11 protein-coding genes are annotated in these 16,201 nt (G+C 60.9%); all 11 read left to right on the top strand.

Annotation, left to right across the window (positions count from 1 at the left end; genetic code table 11):
• The 11 genes from VPH40_RS18555 to typA all read left to right on the top strand — a co-directional run bounded on the left by VPH40_RS18555 (position 1) and on the right by typA (position 16,164).
• On the top strand, positions 1-1,692 hold the full coding sequence (locus VPH40_RS18555) for an ABC transporter ATP-binding protein (protein WP_328574168.1): 1,692 nt from the start codon (positions 1-3) through the stop codon (positions 1,690-1,692).
• Positions 1,693-1,719: 27 nt separating this feature from the next.
• Positions 1,720-2,682: a VTT domain-containing protein gene (locus VPH40_RS18550; protein ID WP_251349817.1), complete on the top strand. Its 963-nt coding sequence runs from the start codon at positions 1,720-1,722 to the stop codon at positions 2,680-2,682.
• 389 nt (positions 2,683-3,071) lie between these two features.
• Positions 3,072-4,091 (top strand): glucokinase, encoded by a 1,020-nt coding sequence (locus VPH40_RS18545; RefSeq protein WP_328574167.1) that lies wholly within the window; start codon positions 3,072-3,074, stop codon positions 4,089-4,091.
• 416 nt (positions 4,092-4,507) lie between these two features.
• Entirely contained in the window at positions 4,508-5,302 is a 795-nt protein-coding gene (gene scpB / locus VPH40_RS18540) for an SMC-Scp complex subunit ScpB (protein ID WP_077400306.1), read from the top strand.
• A complete protein-coding gene (gene rluB, locus VPH40_RS18535) occupies positions 5,295-7,355 on the top strand; it encodes a 23S rRNA pseudouridine(2605) synthase RluB (RefSeq protein ID WP_328574166.1) in 2,061 nt (686 codons plus the stop codon). Before scpB ends, rluB begins: the two co-directional genes overlap by 8 nt.
• A gap of 344 nt (positions 7,356-7,699) precedes the next feature.
• Complete coding sequence (gene rimP / locus VPH40_RS18530; RefSeq protein ID WP_035828693.1) at positions 7,700-8,188, top strand: ribosome maturation factor RimP; 489 nt, start codon at positions 7,700-7,702, stop codon at positions 8,186-8,188.
• Positions 8,185-9,750: a transcription termination factor NusA gene (gene nusA, locus VPH40_RS18525; protein ID WP_077400312.1), complete on the top strand. Its 1,566-nt coding sequence runs from the start codon at positions 8,185-8,187 to the stop codon at positions 9,748-9,750. Before rimP ends, nusA begins: the two co-directional genes overlap by 4 nt.
• 46 nt (positions 9,751-9,796) lie before the next feature.
• Positions 9,797-12,655 (top strand): translation initiation factor IF-2, encoded by a 2,859-nt coding sequence (gene infB, locus VPH40_RS18520; protein WP_328574165.1) that lies wholly within the window; start codon positions 9,797-9,799, stop codon positions 12,653-12,655.
• A gap of 114 nt (positions 12,656-12,769) precedes the next feature.
• Positions 12,770-13,186 carry a 30S ribosome-binding factor RbfA gene (gene rbfA, locus VPH40_RS18515; RefSeq protein ID WP_099665290.1) on the top strand — a complete coding sequence of 139 codons (417 nt, stop codon included), beginning with the start codon at positions 12,770-12,772 and terminating at the stop codon, positions 13,184-13,186.
• A gap of 2 nt (positions 13,187-13,188) precedes the next feature.
• Positions 13,189-14,124: a tRNA pseudouridine(55) synthase TruB gene (gene truB, locus VPH40_RS18510; protein WP_328574164.1), complete on the top strand. Its 936-nt coding sequence runs from the start codon at positions 13,189-13,191 to the stop codon at positions 14,122-14,124.
• A 207-nt stretch (positions 14,125-14,331) separates the two neighbouring features.
• Positions 14,332-16,164: a translational GTPase TypA gene (typA, locus tag VPH40_RS18505; RefSeq protein WP_076569139.1), complete on the top strand. Its 1,833-nt coding sequence runs from the start codon at positions 14,332-14,334 to the stop codon at positions 16,162-16,164.
• Positions 16,165-16,201 lie beyond the last annotated feature (37 nt).

Raw genomic sequence — 16,201 nt, 5'->3', positions numbered from 1 at the left:
ATGGACCAGAATAACCTGTTGGAAGTGCGCGACCTGCGCGTCACCTTCCGCCTGGACAAGAAGACCACGTTCGAAGCCGTCAAGGGCATCTCGTTCAACGTGCCGCGTAACAGCACCGTCGCGCTGGTGGGCGAATCGGGCAGCGGCAAGTCCGTCAGCTCCCTGGCCGTGATGGGCTTGTTGCCGCCGGATAACACCATCATCGATCCCGCTTCCAGCATCCACTTCGGCGGGCGCGACTTGCTGCAACTGTCGATCGCCGAGCGGCGCACCATGTGCGGCAAGGATATCTCGATGATCTTCCAGGAACCGATGTCGTCCCTGAACCCCGTCTTCACGGTCGGGTTCCAGATCGCCGAAGTGTTGCGCCAGCACATGGGCATGAACCGCAAGCAGGCGCGGGCGCGCACCCTGGAATTGCTCGAGGAAGTGGGCATACCCGACCCTGCCACGAAAATCGACGCCTACCCGAGCCAGATGTCGGGCGGCCAGCAGCAGCGCGTGATGATCGCCATGGCCATCGCCTGCGAACCGAAGCTCTTGATCGCGGACGAGCCGACGACGGCGCTGGACGTGACGATCCAGAAGCAGATCATGGACCTCATCGCGGCGCTGCAAAAGAAACACCAGATGTCCGTGCTCTTCATTACCCATGACCTGGGCCTGGTGGGAGAGATCGCCGACCAGGTGATCGTCATGCGCCACGGCGAAGTGCGCGAGACGGGGGACGTGCGGCAAGTGTTTGAAGCGCCGCAAGACAGTTATACCAAGGCGCTGCTGCATTGCCGTCCGTCCCTGGACGAGCGCCCTTGGCGCCTGCCCGTCATCGCCGATTATATGGATGGCAAGGCGGGCCCCGGCATCGAGGTGAAGCAGCGCACGCGCGGCTACACGCCGGGCGACGAGCCCGTGCTGGTGGTGAATAATCTGAGCAAAAGCTTTTATACGCGTGTAGGCTTGTTCGGCAAGCGCGAATTCCAGGCCGTCAAGGACGTGTCGTTCACTTTGCCACGCGGAAAAACGCTGGGCGTGGTGGGCGAGTCCGGTTCCGGCAAGACGACGGTGGGCTTGACCCTGCTGCGCCTGCACCAAGCGACGGGCGGCACGGCCATGTTCCACGGCAAGGATCTGATCGCCATGCCGAACAAGGAGTATTTGCCGTATAAACGCCGCATCCAGATCATCTTCCAGAATCCATATGCCTCGCTGAACCCGCGCTTCACGGTAGGGCAGATCCTGCTGGAACCCATGCGCATCCACAAGATCGGCGCGACGGACCAGGAACGCATCGCCAAGGCCTACTGGCTGCTCGATAAAGTGGGCTTGCCGGAGCAGGCTTTCCACCGCTATCCGCACGAGTTTTCCGGCGGACAACGCCAGCGCATCGCCATTGCCCGCTGCCTGACGATGCAGCCGGAAATTCTCGTCTGCGACGAATCCGTGTCGGCGCTGGACGTGTCGGTGCAGGCGCAGGTATTGAACTTGCTGCAGGATTTGCAGGATGAATTCGGATTGTCGTACATCTTCATCTCGCACGATTTGTCCGTCGTCAAATACATCGCCGACCAGGTGATGGTGATGCACAAGGGGCAAGTGGTGGAACTGGCCGATTCGGATGAGCTGTACCGCAATCCCGTGCATCCGTACACGCGCACGTTACTAAGCGCCATACCGAAGGGCGTGCAAATATAAACACGCTTTTACGGTAAGATAGCGGCCATGCCCAACCTCATTTACCTGCTCGAACATTACGGTGTCCTGATTGTCTTTGGCATCGTGCTGGTGGAGCAGCTCGGCCTGCCGATTCCCGCCTTTCCCATCCTCGTGGTGGCGGGGGCGCTGGCCGTCGATGGCGACATGAATGGGGGGCTGGTGCTGGCCGCCGCGCTCAGCGCCTGCCTGATCAGCGACTTCACGTGGTTCCGCGCGGGCCGCCATTTCGGCAAGCGCATCCTGCGGCTGCTGTGCCGTATCTCGCTGTCGCCCGATTACTGCGTCAGCCAGACGGAAGACAAATTCAAGCGCTGGGGCCCGAAGGCCCTGATCGTCTCCAAGTTCGTGCCGGGATTCAATACCGTGGCCGCGCCCATGTCGGGCGCGCTGGGCACGCCGCCGGGTTTGTTCTTCCTGTACGCGGGCCTGGGCGCCTTGCTGTGGACGGGCACGGGCATCGTCGTCGGCGTGATTTTCCATGCCAGCGTGCAGCAGGTGCTCGACTTGCTCAGCACCATGGGCAGCACGGCCTTGCTGATGCTGGCCACCTTGCTGGGCTTGTTCCTGCTGTACAAATTCCTCGAACGCCGGCGTTTCCGCCAGGCCTTGCAGATCGAGCGCATCGGCATCGATGAATTGCTTGAACTCATAGAGCAGGGCGAAGAGCCGCTGATGGTCGACGCGCGCAGCGCCACGGCGCAGGCGCTGGAACCGGCCGTGCCGGGCGCTTTGTTCTTCAATGGCAAGGAACCGGTGCCCGCCATGATCGCCATGGACAAGGATCGCCACATCATCGTGTATTGCAGCTGCCCCAACGACGTGACGGCCGCGCAAGTGGCCAAGCTGCTGCACCAGCACGGCTTCCACCGGGCCAAGCCCCTGCATGGCGGCCTCGATGCGTGGAACGCCGCCTACCGCTCGGACCAGCCGGCGCCCGCCAGCCTGCTGGGCGAAGGCTTGCCCTCCTGATCCGGGTTGCCGCCGGCACGCCAGGCTGGCAATAAAACCCGCAGTAAAAACCGGTAGTAATAATACGAAAACACCTTTGCGGCGCGCCCAGGAAGGCAGCGCCGCACCAGCGCCGCCGCGTACCAAGCGGCTTTGCGCAAACTCCGGCATACTCTGTTTTCAAGGTGCTTCCTGCTGCTGTGCAGCATGCTTTTCGCGTGCCTGACGAGTGCAAGTACTTACTATAAATCATTGTTTCTAAGCAATTTTGGCGCTGCCTGTTGCATTTGGAGTGGAACTACCAATAAAGGCTTGTTTTGATGTACTTAAACTACAAACTTTACTTGCCTCCGGGCGCATTCATCCTTTAAGCTTGGCGTCCCATGCGTCCCACTTCATCATTTAAAATCATGAGCGCTTCGTCTTCTCCCGTACTGCCGACTTCCGCCTTCGCCGATGGACCGCGCCTGCTGGCCGACGTGGGCGGCACCAATGCCCGTTTCGCCCTGGAAGTGGCCGCCGGCCACATCACCCTGGTGGAAGTGTTGCCCTGTGCCGATTACCCGAGCCTGTCCGCCGCCCTGCAAGCCTACCTGGCCCTGCCGCACATCGCCGCGGCCGGCGGGCAAGCCGTGCGCCATGCCGTGATCGCCATCGCCAATCCCGTCGACGGCGATTTCCTCAGCATGACGAACCACCACTGGTCGTTCTCGATCCGCGCCATGCGCGAAGAGTGCGGTTTCACGACGCTGGACGTGGTCAACGATTTCACGGCCCTGGCGCGCGCCTTGCCGCAGTTGTCCAACGAGCAAAAGCACCAGGTGGGCGCGGGCACGGCCCGTCCGAACACGGCCATCGGCCTGATCGGCGCCGGCACGGGCCTGGGCGTATCGGGCCTGATTCCTTCGCATGGCGGCTGGATCGCCCTGCAAAGCGAAGGCGGCCACGTCAGCTTCGCGCCGTTCAATGAAACGGAAGTGAGCATTCTGCAATTTGCCTGGCGCGAATACGAGCATGTCTCGGCCGAGCGCCTGATTTCCGGCGATGGCCTGGAATTGATCTACCGCGCCCTGGCCGACCGCGCGGGCGTGCCGGCGGAAGACTTGCAGGCGGCGGAAATCACGCGCCGCGCGCTGGCTGGCGAATCCCAGCTGTGCGACGACGTCATCGAAGCGTTCTGCTGCATGCTGGGCACCGTGGCGGGCAACGTCGCCGTCACCCTGGGCGCGCTGGGCGGCATTTATATCGGCGGCGGCATCGTGCCGCGCCTGGGCGCGCGTTTCGACCGCTCCGGCTTCCGCGCCCGCTTCGAGCGCAAGGGCCGCTTCGCCAATTATGTCTCGCAAGTGCCGACCTTCGTCATCACGGCGCAGTACCCAGCTTTCCTGGGCGCATCGGCCATTCTCTCGGAGAAACTCGCCTCCCTGTGATGCGGGCAGCGGGCGGGATGTCGCGCCAGAGCCGGGTAAAACGCGTGTTTTACCCGGTTTTGCGCTTTTCCGCTTTTTATCAGGTACAATTGGCATCGTTGGATGAAACGACGACTGTCGCTTTCCCGTCTGGCTGCATCGTCGCCACGGGAAAAGCAGCTGCTCCGGAGTTCGTTTCATTGCTGGTTATTTAAGGCCAGCACCATGGATGGCAGGACTTTCACTGCATCCGCTTTAGTCCCGCTTTGCGCGCATCGGCCAAGGCGTCGGAAAAACAGCCTCAGTCGGAAAAACAGCCTCAACTAGTAACCCAGCACGGCGTCATCATCGATGTCTGCCCTCTGTTACGTTGAAATGAACGTTTTTGATTTCTTTCTCTGCATACGAATTGCAACACACATCCGCACAGAATTGCTATGAATACAATTGAGGCTAAAAAAGTCCTCGAAACCGCGTTGCTGTGCGCTCGTGAATCGCTGACGATCCACAGCTTGAAGAAGCTGTTCGTCGATGCGGACGAGAATGGTCGCGTGCGTGGCGTCGGCGTCGGTGCCGACACGATCAAGCAATTGCTGGAAGAGTTGCGCGATGAGTGGGAAGGGCGCGGCATCGAGATCGTCAGTCTCGCTTCGGGCTGGCGCTTTCAAAGCCGCCCGGAAATGAAGATGTATCTCGATCGCCTGACGCCCGAGCGGCCGCCCAAGTATTCGCGGGCGACCCTGGAAACCCTGGCCATCATCGCCTACCGCCAGCCGGTGACGCGCGGCGATATCGAGGAGATTCGCGGCGTTGCCGTCAATTCGCAGACGATCAAGATGCTGGAAGACCGTGGCTGGGTCGATGCCATCGGTTACCGCGATGTGGTGGGACGGCCGGCCTTGCTGGCCACCACCAAGCAGTTTTTGGACGACCTGGGTTTGCATTCGCTGTCCCAGCTGCCGCCGTTGCAGCAAATCAGTGAAATGCAGGGCAATGGGCTGGAAGCCCTGGAAGCGGCCCTGCAAGAGAATTTTGACAAGGCAAGCAATGAGCTTGTCCCCCAGCTTGGTGCAGGTAGCAATACGGCTGTGACAGATGTAGATGTGACAGCAAGCCTTGATGCCGGCCCCGATGCTTCGCCCACGGACGAAGCCTACACTCACGACCCTGCGCCAGAACTAACGGTTGACGCTGCGCCAGGTCAGCACAGCCAAGAAACGAAGAATGAATAATCCGAACACACCCGAGACAGTAACCGCCAGCGACGAAGCCATCGTTGCCAAGCCCAAGCGCCGCACCAAGGCTCAGATCGAAGCCGATACGGCCGCTGCCGCCGCTGCAGGCGACACCGCCGCTGCCAAGCCGAAGCGCCGCACGAAAGCCGACGTGGCTGCCGATGCGCCCGTCGTCGTCGCCGCTGCTGAAGCGGCGCCAGCCGCCAAGAAAACCCGCGCCAAGCCAGCCCTGAAGGCTGTGGCCGACGCCGCCGAAGCGGCTGCCGAGGCGGTTGCCGCCCCGGCACCGCGTCCGCCGCGCGCCCGCGCCGCCGCCAAGGCCGCTGCCGCCGTCGCTGAAACGGCGCCGGAAGCCGTCGCCGACAAGCCGGCCGACGCGCGCCCGACGCGCGGTCCGCGCCAAATGCGTGGCGTGCAGGCGGAGCGCGCGCTGCGCCAGCCGCCGCGCGCCGAAGCGCCGCAGGCAGCCGAAGTCGCCCCTGCCGCCGAGCAAGCTGCCGCGCCTGTCGCCGATGTGTTCGATGCCGAAGGCAACCTCGTCTCCGGCCCGCGCCTGCCGCGCGGTCCGCGCAACGACGTGCCGGGCGCCGGCAAGAATGCCGGCAAGAGCCGCAAGAAGGGCAAGGGCCGCCAGGCTGCGCCGGGCAAGCTCAGCGACGCTGATGCTGTCTTCTCGTTCGTCACCTCCGACGCGTTCGACAGCGAAGAAGGCGGCACGGGCCGCGTACAGAAAGCCGTCGTGCGCCGCGACCTGACGTCCGACGACGATGCGCCGAAGCTGCACAAGGTGCTGGCCGAAGCCGGTCTCGGTTCGCGCCGCGACATGGAAGACCTGATCATTTCGGGGCGCGTATCCGTCAATGGCGAGCCAGCCCACATCGGCCAGCGCATCCTGCCGAGCGATCACGTGCGCATCAATGGCAAGTTGATCCAGCGTCGCGTCAGCAAGAAGCCGCCACGCGTATTGGTCTACCACAAGCCGGCCGGCGAAATCGTCAGCCATAATGACCCGGACGGCCGTCCATCCGTATTCGACCGCTTGCCGACCATGAAAGCCGGCAAGTGGCTGGCCGTTGGCCGTCTCGACTTCAACACGGAAGGCTTGCTGCTGTTTACCACCTCCGGTGACCTGGCCAACCGCCTGATGCACCCGCGCTACGGCATCGACCGCGAGTACGCCGTGCGTACCCTGGGCGAGCTGGAAGAGGGCATGCGCCAGAAACTGCTGGCCGGCGTCGAGCTGGAAGACGGCCTGGCGCAGTTCTCGAAGATCGCCGATGGCGGCGGCGAAGGCATCAACAAGTGGTACCGTGTGGTGATCGGCGAAGGCCGTAACCGCGAAGTGCGCCGCATGTTCGAAGCCATCGGCCTGACCGTTTCGCGCCTGATCCGTACCCGCTACGGCGCCATGACCCTGCCGAGCGGCCTGAAGCGCGGCCGCTGGGAAGAGATGGATGAAAACACCGTGCGTGACCTGTTGACGGCCTACGGCATCGAAAAGAAAATGCCAGCATCGGGCGACCCCCGCGCCGCTGGCGCCGCCAAGGGCCGCGAAGCGCGCAAGGCGAGCCGCGATGACGAGCCGAATGGCAACCGCATCGATGTGAGCAACCGCAACGCCGATCCTTTCCCGGTCGCGCCGCGCCGTGGCCAGCCGCAAGGCCAGTTTGCTCGTCCGCAAGGCCAGGGTCGCCCAGGCGGCGCCGGCCGTCCAGGCGACGCGCGTGGTCCTGGCCGTGGTCAGCCGCAAGGTCCGTTCCAGGGTGGTCAGCCCCGCTCGTCGGCATCGTTCGAAGGCGCGCCGCAAGGCCAGGGTCGTCCGCCGCGTGCGGCAGGCCAGGGTCAAGGCCGTCCAGGTGGCGAAGGCCGCGCGCCGCAGCGCGGTCCGCGCCAGCCCGATCCGCTGCAAACGGCCTTCGGCTTCGCCAACACGGGTCCGCGCCGCAATACGGGTGGTGGTGCCGGTGGGCAACGTTCCGGTGGCCAGCCGCGTGGCGGCATGGATCGTGGCGGCATGGATGGCATGCCGCGCCGCCGCAGCAAAGGTTAATCGGGAAGAGTTTCTTCTTGCGCGCCCGCCGATCTGCCGCGGGTGCGCGCTCTTGTAACTGTTGTAAGCCGGGCCGCTCCGCGTGTGCGGCATTGCGGCGAAGTTAATAAGAGGTTATAATCTGCAGCCTAATAAAAGTTCTCCGCAGGGTTGTTTGGTGGGGAGTGCTTTCATCTGGTTGGGGAAATACAAGAAGATGGGCAGATGCCCATTTTTTTTTTGTTGAACCGTTTGTAATGGCTCCGCAAGGGGCCATATATGACTTGAATGCGTGTTTTTGCATGTTGTAGGCGCCCGATGTGGCGCTGTCATGCCGAAAACGGGCCTTATTTCTGGAGAATTTCTTGCAGCAGTTGGGATTAATTGAAAAGACAGTTACAGGTCTGGGCTATGAGCTCGTTGATGTCGAACGTGCCGAGCGCGGACTGCTGCGCGTCTTTATTGATTTCAGCGCCGCCGATGCCGCTGAAAAAGGTCCGATCACGGTCGAAGACTGTGCCACGGTGAGTCACCAGTTATCGCATGTGTTGACGGTAGAGAACGTTCCTTACGAGCGCCTCGAGATTTCTTCCCCGGGTCTGGATCGTCCGGTGCGCAAGCTGGAAGACTTTGTCCGTTTCGCAGGTCAGGAAATCATCGTCAAGCTGATGGTGGCGATGCCGGGTACGAACAACCGGAAATCGTTCCAGGGGATCTTGCAAGAACCCGTGGGCGATAAATTGTCGTTGGAATTTGAAGGTAAGGATGGTCCGGCGATGTTGGAGTTTACGCTCGCGGATGTGGATAAGGCACGCTTGGTGCCGCAGGTGGTTTTTAAGGGACGCAAAGCATGAGCCGCGAAGTTTTATTATTGGTTGACGCGCTGGCGCGCGAAAAAAACGTCGATAAAGATGTCGTCTTCGGCGCCCTCGAATTCGCGTTGGCGCAAGCCACGAAGAAACGGTATGAGGGTGAGGTAGACATCCGCGTTTCGATCGACCGCGAAACGGGCGAATTCGAATCGTTCCGCCGCTGGCACGTGGTGCCCGATGAAGCGGGCCTGCAATTGCCGGATCAGGAGATCCTGCATTTCGAGGCAAAAGAACAGATTCCGGATATCGAAGTCGATGACCACATCGAAGAACCGATCGAATCCGTCGAATTCGGCCGCCGTTTCGCCCAGGATACCAAACAGGTCGTCCTGCAGCGCGTGCGTGACGCCGAGCGCGAACAGATCCTGGTCGACTTCCTGGAACGCGGCGACTCGCTCGTCACCGGCACCATCAAGCGCATGGAACGCGGCGACGCCATCGTCGAATCGGGCAAGATCGAAGCGCGTCTGCCACGCGACCAGATGATCCCGAAAGAGAATCTGCGTATCGGCGACCGCGTGCGTGCTTTCATCTTGCGCATCGACCGCAATATGCGCGGCCCGCAAGTGATTCTGTCGCGTACCGCGCCAGACTTCATCATGAAGCTGTTTGAACTGGAAGTGCCGGAAATCGAGCAAGGCATGCTGGAAATCAAATCCGCAGCCCGCGATGCCGGCGTCCGCGCCAAGATCGCCGTCTACACGGCCGACAAGCGCATCGACCCGATCGGTACTTGCGTCGGCATGCGCGGTTCGCGCGTGCAGGCCGTGACCGGCGAACTCGGCGGCGAACGTGTCGACATCGTGCTGTGGTCGGAAGATCCGGCGCAGTTCGTCATCGGCGCCCTGGCGCCGGCGAACGTGTCGTCGATCATGGTCGACGAAGAAAAACACGCGATGGATGTCGTCGTGGACGAAGAAAACCTGGCAATCGCGATCGGCCGTTCCGGCCAGAACGTGCGCCTGGCCTCGGACCTGACCGGCTGGAAGATCAACATCATGACGGCCGAAGAATCGGCTGACAAAGCTGCCCAGGAAACGGCTGCCGTGCGCATCCTGTTCATGGAAAAGCTCGATGTCGACCAGGAAGTGGCCGATATTCTGGTGGAAGAAGGTTTCGCCAGTCTGGAAGAAATCGCTTACGTGCCAATTTCCGAAATGCTGGAAATCGAATCGTTTGACGAAGATACCGTCAATGAACTCCGTACCCGTGCGCGTGATGCGCTCGTGACCGAAGCGATTGCTTCGGAAGAGGGTCTGGAAGGCATGGACGAGGCGTTGGTCGGTCTGGAAGGCATGGACCGCATTACCGCCGGCAAGCTGGGTCTGGCTGGTATCAAGACCGTTGAAGCATTTGCAGCACTGGCATACGACGAATTTGGCGCAATCCTGGCCTTGTCTGCGGACCGTGCGCGTGAACTGATTACAAGTGAATTTAAAGATGTGACCGACGATGAGATGAAGTTGGTTGACTCGAAATATGACGATCGTGCCAAGGCGTTGCAAGCCAAGGCATGGAGTCTGGCCGAATCCGCAAAGGCTTAATTTGAGTATCTTTATCATCTCCGCGACACATAGAAAAGAGGACTGAATGGCGAGTAACAACGTAGCCCAATTTGCCACCGAACTGAAGATGCCTGCAGATTTGCTGCTGACGCAGCTGCGTTCTGCCGGCGTCGAGAAAAGTTCGACGTCAGATCCATTGTCGAAAGATGATAAGGACAAGCTTTTGGATCATCTGCGCCGCACACACGGCGCAGCGGCTGACACAGAAAAGAAGAAAATCACCGTGACCCGCAAGGAAACGACTGAAATCAAGCAAGCTGACGCCACCGGCAAATCGCGCACCATCCAGGTGGAAGTGCGCAAGAAACGCACTTTCGTCCAGCGTGACGAAGCTGCGCCGGTCGCAGCTGAACCGGTCGCGCCTGCCGCACCGGTGATCGATCCCGTCGACGTGGCGCGCCGTGAAGAAGAAGCCCGTAAACAGGCTGAACTGATCGCCCGCCAGGAAGCCGATCTGCGCGAAAAGCAAGAACGTCTGGCCAAGCTCGACGCGGAAAAAGAAGCCCAGGCGAAAGCCACGCAACAGGCTGAATTGGCTGCGAAGAAAGAAGCTGAAGCGGAAGCGAAGAAAGCGGCCGCCAAGGCTGCCGCCGCGCCTGCCGCCAGCGCCGCTGCGCCTGTCGTTGACGACGCCGCCGCCGAAGCGAAAAAAGCTGCTGCCGCTGAAGAAGCGAAGAAGAAAGCCGCCGCCGCTGCTGTTGCCGCCAAGGAAGCCGCTGATAAAGCGGAAGCCACCGAGCGTGCACGCAAGGCCGTGGCCGACGAAGTCGCCCAGATCAAGGCCATGATGAACGCGCCACGCCGCGCCATCAAGGCTCCTGAGCCTGCACCGGTACCGGTCAAGCCGAAGGCGCCGGAAGGCACGCTGCACAAGCCTGCTGACAAGAAACCTGGCGACAAGCCGGGCGACAAGAAGCCTGCTGTTGCAGATAAGAAATCCATCAAGTCGGCGAATGTGTCGTCCACCTGGTCCGATGACGCGAAAAAACGCGGCACCACCGGTGGTCCCAAGCCACGCGGCAACAGCGGCCCAGGCGGCCGTGACAGCTGGCGCGGTGGCGCGAAGGGCCGTCGCCCGACGCACCATGACGACCGTGAATCGAACTTCCAGGCGCCTACGGAAGCCGTCGTCAAGGACGTGCACGTACCGGAAACGATCACCGTGGCCGAATTGGCGCACAAAATGTCCGTCAAGGCATCCGAAGTCATCAAGCATTTGATGAAATTGGGCCAGATGTGCACGATCAACCAGGTGCTGGACCAGGAAACCGCCATGATTTTGGTGGAAGAAATGGGCCACAAGGCGTTCGCCGCCGAACTGGACGATCCGGAAGCGCTGCTGGCCGATGTGGGCGAACACGCGCACTTCGAAACCAAGCCACGCGCACCGGTGGTCACCGTCATGGGTCACGTCGACCACGGCAAGACCTCGCTGCTGGACTATATTCGTCGCGCCAAGGTTGCTTCCGGCGAAGCGGGTGGCATTACGCAGCATATCGGCGCTTACCACGTCGATACGCCACGCGGCATGATCACCTTCCTCGACACCCCGGGTCACGAAGCGTTTACCGCCATGCGTGCCCGTGGCGCCAAGGCAACCGACATCGTCATTCTGGTGGTTGCCGCCGACGATGGCGTGATGCCGCAAACGAAAGAAGCAATTGCCCATGCGAAAGCAGCCGGCGTACCGCTGGTGGTGGCGATCAACAAGGTCGACAAACCAGGCGGCAACGTTGACCGCGTGACGCAGGAACTGGTCGCCGAACAAGTCGTGCCGGAAGAATACGGTGGCGAATCGCCATTCGTGCCGGTGTCGGCCAAAACGGGTCAGGGTATCGACGACCTGCTGGAACAAGTGCTGTTGCAAGCCGAAGTGCTGGAACTGACGGCACCGGTCGAAGCGCCTGCGCGCGGCCTGGTAGTCGAGGCGCGTCTGGACAAGGGCCGTGGTCCTGTCGCGACGATCCTGGTGCAGTCCGGTACCTTGCGCCGCGGCGACGTGATCCTGGCTGGCTCTTCGTATGGCCGTGTTCGCGCCATGCTGGACGAGAACGGCAAAGCCATCGCTGAAGCGGGTCCTTCGATTCCGGTCGAAATCCAGGGTCTGACGGAAGTGCCGGTTGCCGGTGAAGAAGTCGTCGTCATGGCTGACGAGCGCAAGGCGCGTGAAATCGGTCTGTTCCGTCAAGGTAAGTTCCGCGACGTGAAACTGGCGAAACAGCAAGCTGCGAAACTGGAAAACATGTTCGACCAGATGGCCGAAGGCGAGGTGAAAAACTTGCCACTGATCATCAAAACCGACGTGCAAGGTTCGCAAGAAGCGCTGGTCGGTTCGCTGCAGAAACTGTCGACCTCCGAAGTGCGCGTACAAGTGGTCCACGCTGCCGTCGGCGGCATCACGGAATCGGACGTCAACCTGGCAGTCGCCTCGAAAGCGGTCATCATCGGCTTCAACGCCCGTGCTGATGCCCAGGCACGCAAGCTGGCCGAGTCGAATGGCGTGGACATTCGCTACTACAACATCATTTACGATGCGATCGACGAGATCAAATCGGCGTTGTCGGGCATGTTGGCACCAGAGAAACGCGAAACGGTCATCGGCCAGGTCGAGATCCGCCAGGTTATCCTGGTCTCGAAAGTGGGCGCGATTGCCGGTTGCCTGGTCACCGATGGCGTGGTCAAGCGTGCTTCTTCCGTCCGCCTGTTGCGCAACAACATCGTGGTGTGGAGCGGCGAGATCGACTCCCTGAAACGCTTCAAGGACGATGCGAAAGAAGTTCGCGCCGGTCTGGAGTGCGGCCTGTCGCTGAAGAACTACAACGACATTCAGGTTGGCGACACGCTGGAAGTGTTCGAAGTCCAGGAAATCGCTCGTACCCTGTAATCACAGCAGTAATGGCGCGGACATATCTTTGTCCGCGCAAACACGTGGGGCGCATTGGTCAACGGGCAACCGTTTGACCCATGCGCCCTGCGGCACTTAGGACAGCATAAAATCATGGCTAAACATAGCAAAACCATGCCAGCGCGCGGCTTGCGCGTGGCCGACCAGATCCAGCGCGATCTGGCAGAAATCGTCGCCTACGAATTGAAGGACCCGCGCGTCGGCACGATGATCACCATCACCGAAGTGCAGATCACGCCCGATTACGCGCACGCCAAGGTGTTTTTCACGATGTTGAAAGACAGCAAGGAAGCCATCAAGAACACCACCGAAGGCCTGATGGCCGCGGCCGGCTTCATCCGTGGCTTGCTGGGCAAGCGCCTGCACATCCACACCTTGCCGATGTTGCATTTCGTGCACGACAGCTCGACGTCGCGCGGCATGGAAATGTCCTTGCTGATCGACAAGGCCAACGCCACGCGCGCGGCTGACGCCGAGCCGGACGCGAAACCCGAGACGGACGAGCAATAACAGTGGCGGGTCCGAAGAAACCACCGGGCATCAAGCGGGTGCGCGACCTGGTCGATGGCGTCTTGCTGCTGGATAAGCCTGTCGGCTGGTCCAGCAACGACGCCCTGATCAAGGCCAAGCGCGTGCTGAACGCGAAGAAGGCGGGCCATACGGGCACGCTGGATCCGTTCGCCACGGGTCTGTTGCCGCTGTGCTTTGGCGAGGCGACGAAATTCTCGCAGGACTTGCTGGAAGCGGATAAAACCTACGAAACCCTGGTGCACCTGGGGCAGACGACGGATACGGGCGATACCGAGGGCGAAGTGCTGGAAACGCGCGACGTCAACGTTACCGAAGAGCAGATCGAAGCCGTGCTGGCGCAGTTCCGCGGGCCTATCCTGCAGACGCCGCCCATGTACTCGGCCTTGAAAAGAGACGGCAAGCCCTTATATGAGTATGCAAGGGCCGGCATCACCCTGGAGCGCGAAGCGCGCCCGGTGACCATCCACAAGCTTGAGTTCCTCGGCTACGAAGCCCCGTTCCTGAAATTGTCCGTGATGTGCAGCAAGGGCACGTATATCCGCGTGCTGGGCGAAGACATCGGCCATGCCTTGGGTTGCGGCGGCCATTTGAACGCCTTGCGCCGCACCCACGTGGGCAACCTGACCCTTGACGGCGTCGTCACGCTCGACGAGTTGACGGCGCATGCCGCGCCGTTGAGCTTGCTGGCGCCCGTCGATGCATTATTGTCGAGCTTTCCCGCCGTCCAGTTGACGGAAGAATTGGCCAAGCGTTTCCTGCACGGCCAGCGCATCGCGCTGGGCAAGGAAGACGTCACCGTGCCAGCCGAGCCGGGCAGGGTGCGCGTGTATCACGACAGCAAGCTGCTGGGCACGGGCCAGTTGCAGGAATACAGCATCCTGGCGCCAGAACGCTTGATTGCCACGGCGCATCAATAAGTCACAGCAACGTCATATTACCCAGCGACACTCGTTAAACAGTGTCGCTTTTTTAAACAAACCGTCCCCGACTGCGGGAGCCGCCAGCATTTTTAGATAGCGTTGCAACGCAACATGCTATACTACGCGGTTCCGGAAATAGATTAGCATTCGGGTATCTCGTACATCTTGTACGCACTCCGCAGTTTTTCAGTAACTACTACGACCATGTCAAATACAAAACGCGCAATTCGTAATATCGCCATTATCGCCCACGTTGACCACGGCAAAACCACGCTGGTGGATCAGCTGCTGCGCCAGTCCGGCACCTTCCGTGAAAACCAAGCGGTCGACACCCGAGTCATGGACTCGAACGACCTGGAAAAGGAGCGCGGCATTACGATTCTGTCGAAGAACTGCGCCGTTGAGTACGAAGGCACCCACATCAACATCGTCGACACCCCAGGCCACGCCGACTTCGGCGGCGAAGTGGAACGTGTTCTGTCGATGGTGGACTCGGTTCTGCTGCTGATCGATGCACAAGAAGGCCCGATGCCGCAAACCCGTTTCGTCACGCGCAAGGCGCTGGCACTGGGTCTGAAGCCTATCGTTATCGTCAACAAGATCGACCGTCCAGGCGCACGTCCGGACTGGGCCATCAACCAGACGTTCGAACTGTTCGACAAGCTGGGCGCTACCGATGAACAACTGGACTTCCCTATCGTTTACGCTTCGGGCTTGAACGGCTATGCCGGCCTGACCGAAGACGTGCGCGGCGGCGACATGAAGCCGATGTTCGACGCCATCCTGGAACACGTTCCAGTACGTGACGACAATCCGGAAGGCCCGCTGCAAATGCAGATCACCTCGCTGGACTACTCGTCGTACGTCGGCAAGATCGGCATTGGCCGCGTCAACCGCGGTACCGTCAAAGTCGGCCAGGACGTGCTGGTCATCAATGGCCCAGGCGCTACCCCGATCAAGGGCCGCATCAACCAGGTGCTGAACTTCAAGGGCCTGGAGCGCGTGCTGGTGGACGAAGCCGTCGCCGGCGACATCTGCCTGATCAACGGTATCGACGAAATCGGCATCGGTTCGACCCTGTGCGCAGTGGACACCCCAGAAGCGCTGCCTATGCTGACCGTCGACGAGCCGACCCTGACCATGAACTTCATGGTCAACAACTCGCCACTGGCTGGCCGCGAAGGCAAGTTCGTTACCTCGCGTCAACTGCGTGACCGTCTGGAAAAAGAATTGAAAGCCAACGTTGCTCTGCGCGTGGCACCAACCGACGACGACACGATCTTTGAAGTATCGGGCCGCGGCGAGCTGCACCTGACGATTCTGATCGAAAACATGCGTCGCGAAGGCTTCGAGCTGGCCGTTTCGCGTCCACGCGTGGTCTTCAAAATGGTCGATGGCGTGCGCCACGAGCCGTTTGAAAACCTGTCGGTCGACGTGGAAGAAGCCAACCAGGGCGGCGTCATGGAAGAACTGGGCCGTCGTCGTGGCGACCTGCAAAACATGGAATCGGATGGCAAGGGCCGCGTGCGTCTCGAGTACCTGATCCCGGCGCGTGGCCTGATCGGCTTCCAGGGCGAATTCATGACCCTGACCCGCGGCACCGGCCTGATGAGCCACGTATTCCATGAATACGCACCAGTCGACAACACCCGTGGCGAAATGGCTGGCCGTCGCAACGGCGTGCTGATCTCGCAAGACGACGGCGCCGCTGTTGCTTACGCCATCTGGAAACTGCAAGACCGCGGCCGCATGTTCGTGTCGCACAATGACCCGGTCTACGAAGGCATGGTCATCGGTATCCACTCGCGCGACAACGATCTGGTCGTCAACCCGATCAAGGGCAAGCAGCTGACCAACGTGCGTTCGTCGGGTACCGACGAAGCGGTGCGCCTGGTACCGCCAATTCAGATGTCGCTGGAATACGCAGTCGAATTCATCGAGGACGACGAACTGGTGGAAATCACCCCTAAATCGATCCGTCTGCGCAAGCGCTTCCTGAAAGAGCACGAGCGTAAAAAAGCGTCGCGTGATTCGTAATTTGTTGTAGAGCATGGCCTGCGGGCCATGCCGCTCC

The sequence above is a fragment of the Janthinobacterium sp. P210005 genome (assembly GCF_036231865.1).
GTDB lineage: Bacteria > Pseudomonadota > Gammaproteobacteria > Burkholderiales > Burkholderiaceae_D > Janthinobacterium > Janthinobacterium kumbetense.
Note: the sequence above shows the minus strand (reverse complement) of the source record. Positions and strands in the feature narration are given on the sequence as shown.

Bases quoted from the DNA above. Each gene is read 5' to 3' on its own strand.
- VPH40_RS18550 (WP_251349817.1), top strand. From the start codon at position 1,720: ATGCCCAACCTCATTTACCTGCTCGAACATTACGGTGTCCTGATTGTC.
- infB (WP_328574165.1), top strand. From the start codon at position 9,797: ATGGCGAGTAACAACGTAGCCCAATTTGCCACCGAACTGAAGATGCCT.
- VPH40_RS18555 (WP_328574168.1), top strand. From the start codon at position 1: ATGGACCAGAATAACCTGTTGGAAGTGCGCGACCTGCGCGTCACCTTC.
- VPH40_RS18545 (WP_328574167.1), top strand. From the start codon at position 3,072: ATGAGCGCTTCGTCTTCTCCCGTACTGCCGACTTCCGCCTTCGCCGAT.
- rluB (WP_328574166.1), top strand. From the start codon at position 5,295: ATGAATAATCCGAACACACCCGAGACAGTAACCGCCAGCGACGAAGCC.
- scpB (WP_077400306.1), top strand. From the start codon at position 4,508: ATGAATACAATTGAGGCTAAAAAAGTCCTCGAAACCGCGTTGCTGTGC.
- rbfA (WP_099665290.1), top strand. From the start codon at position 12,770: ATGGCTAAACATAGCAAAACCATGCCAGCGCGCGGCTTGCGCGTGGCC.
- nusA (WP_077400312.1), top strand. From the start codon at position 8,185: ATGAGCCGCGAAGTTTTATTATTGGTTGACGCGCTGGCGCGCGAAAAA.
- typA (WP_076569139.1), top strand. From the start codon at position 14,332: ATGTCAAATACAAAACGCGCAATTCGTAATATCGCCATTATCGCCCAC.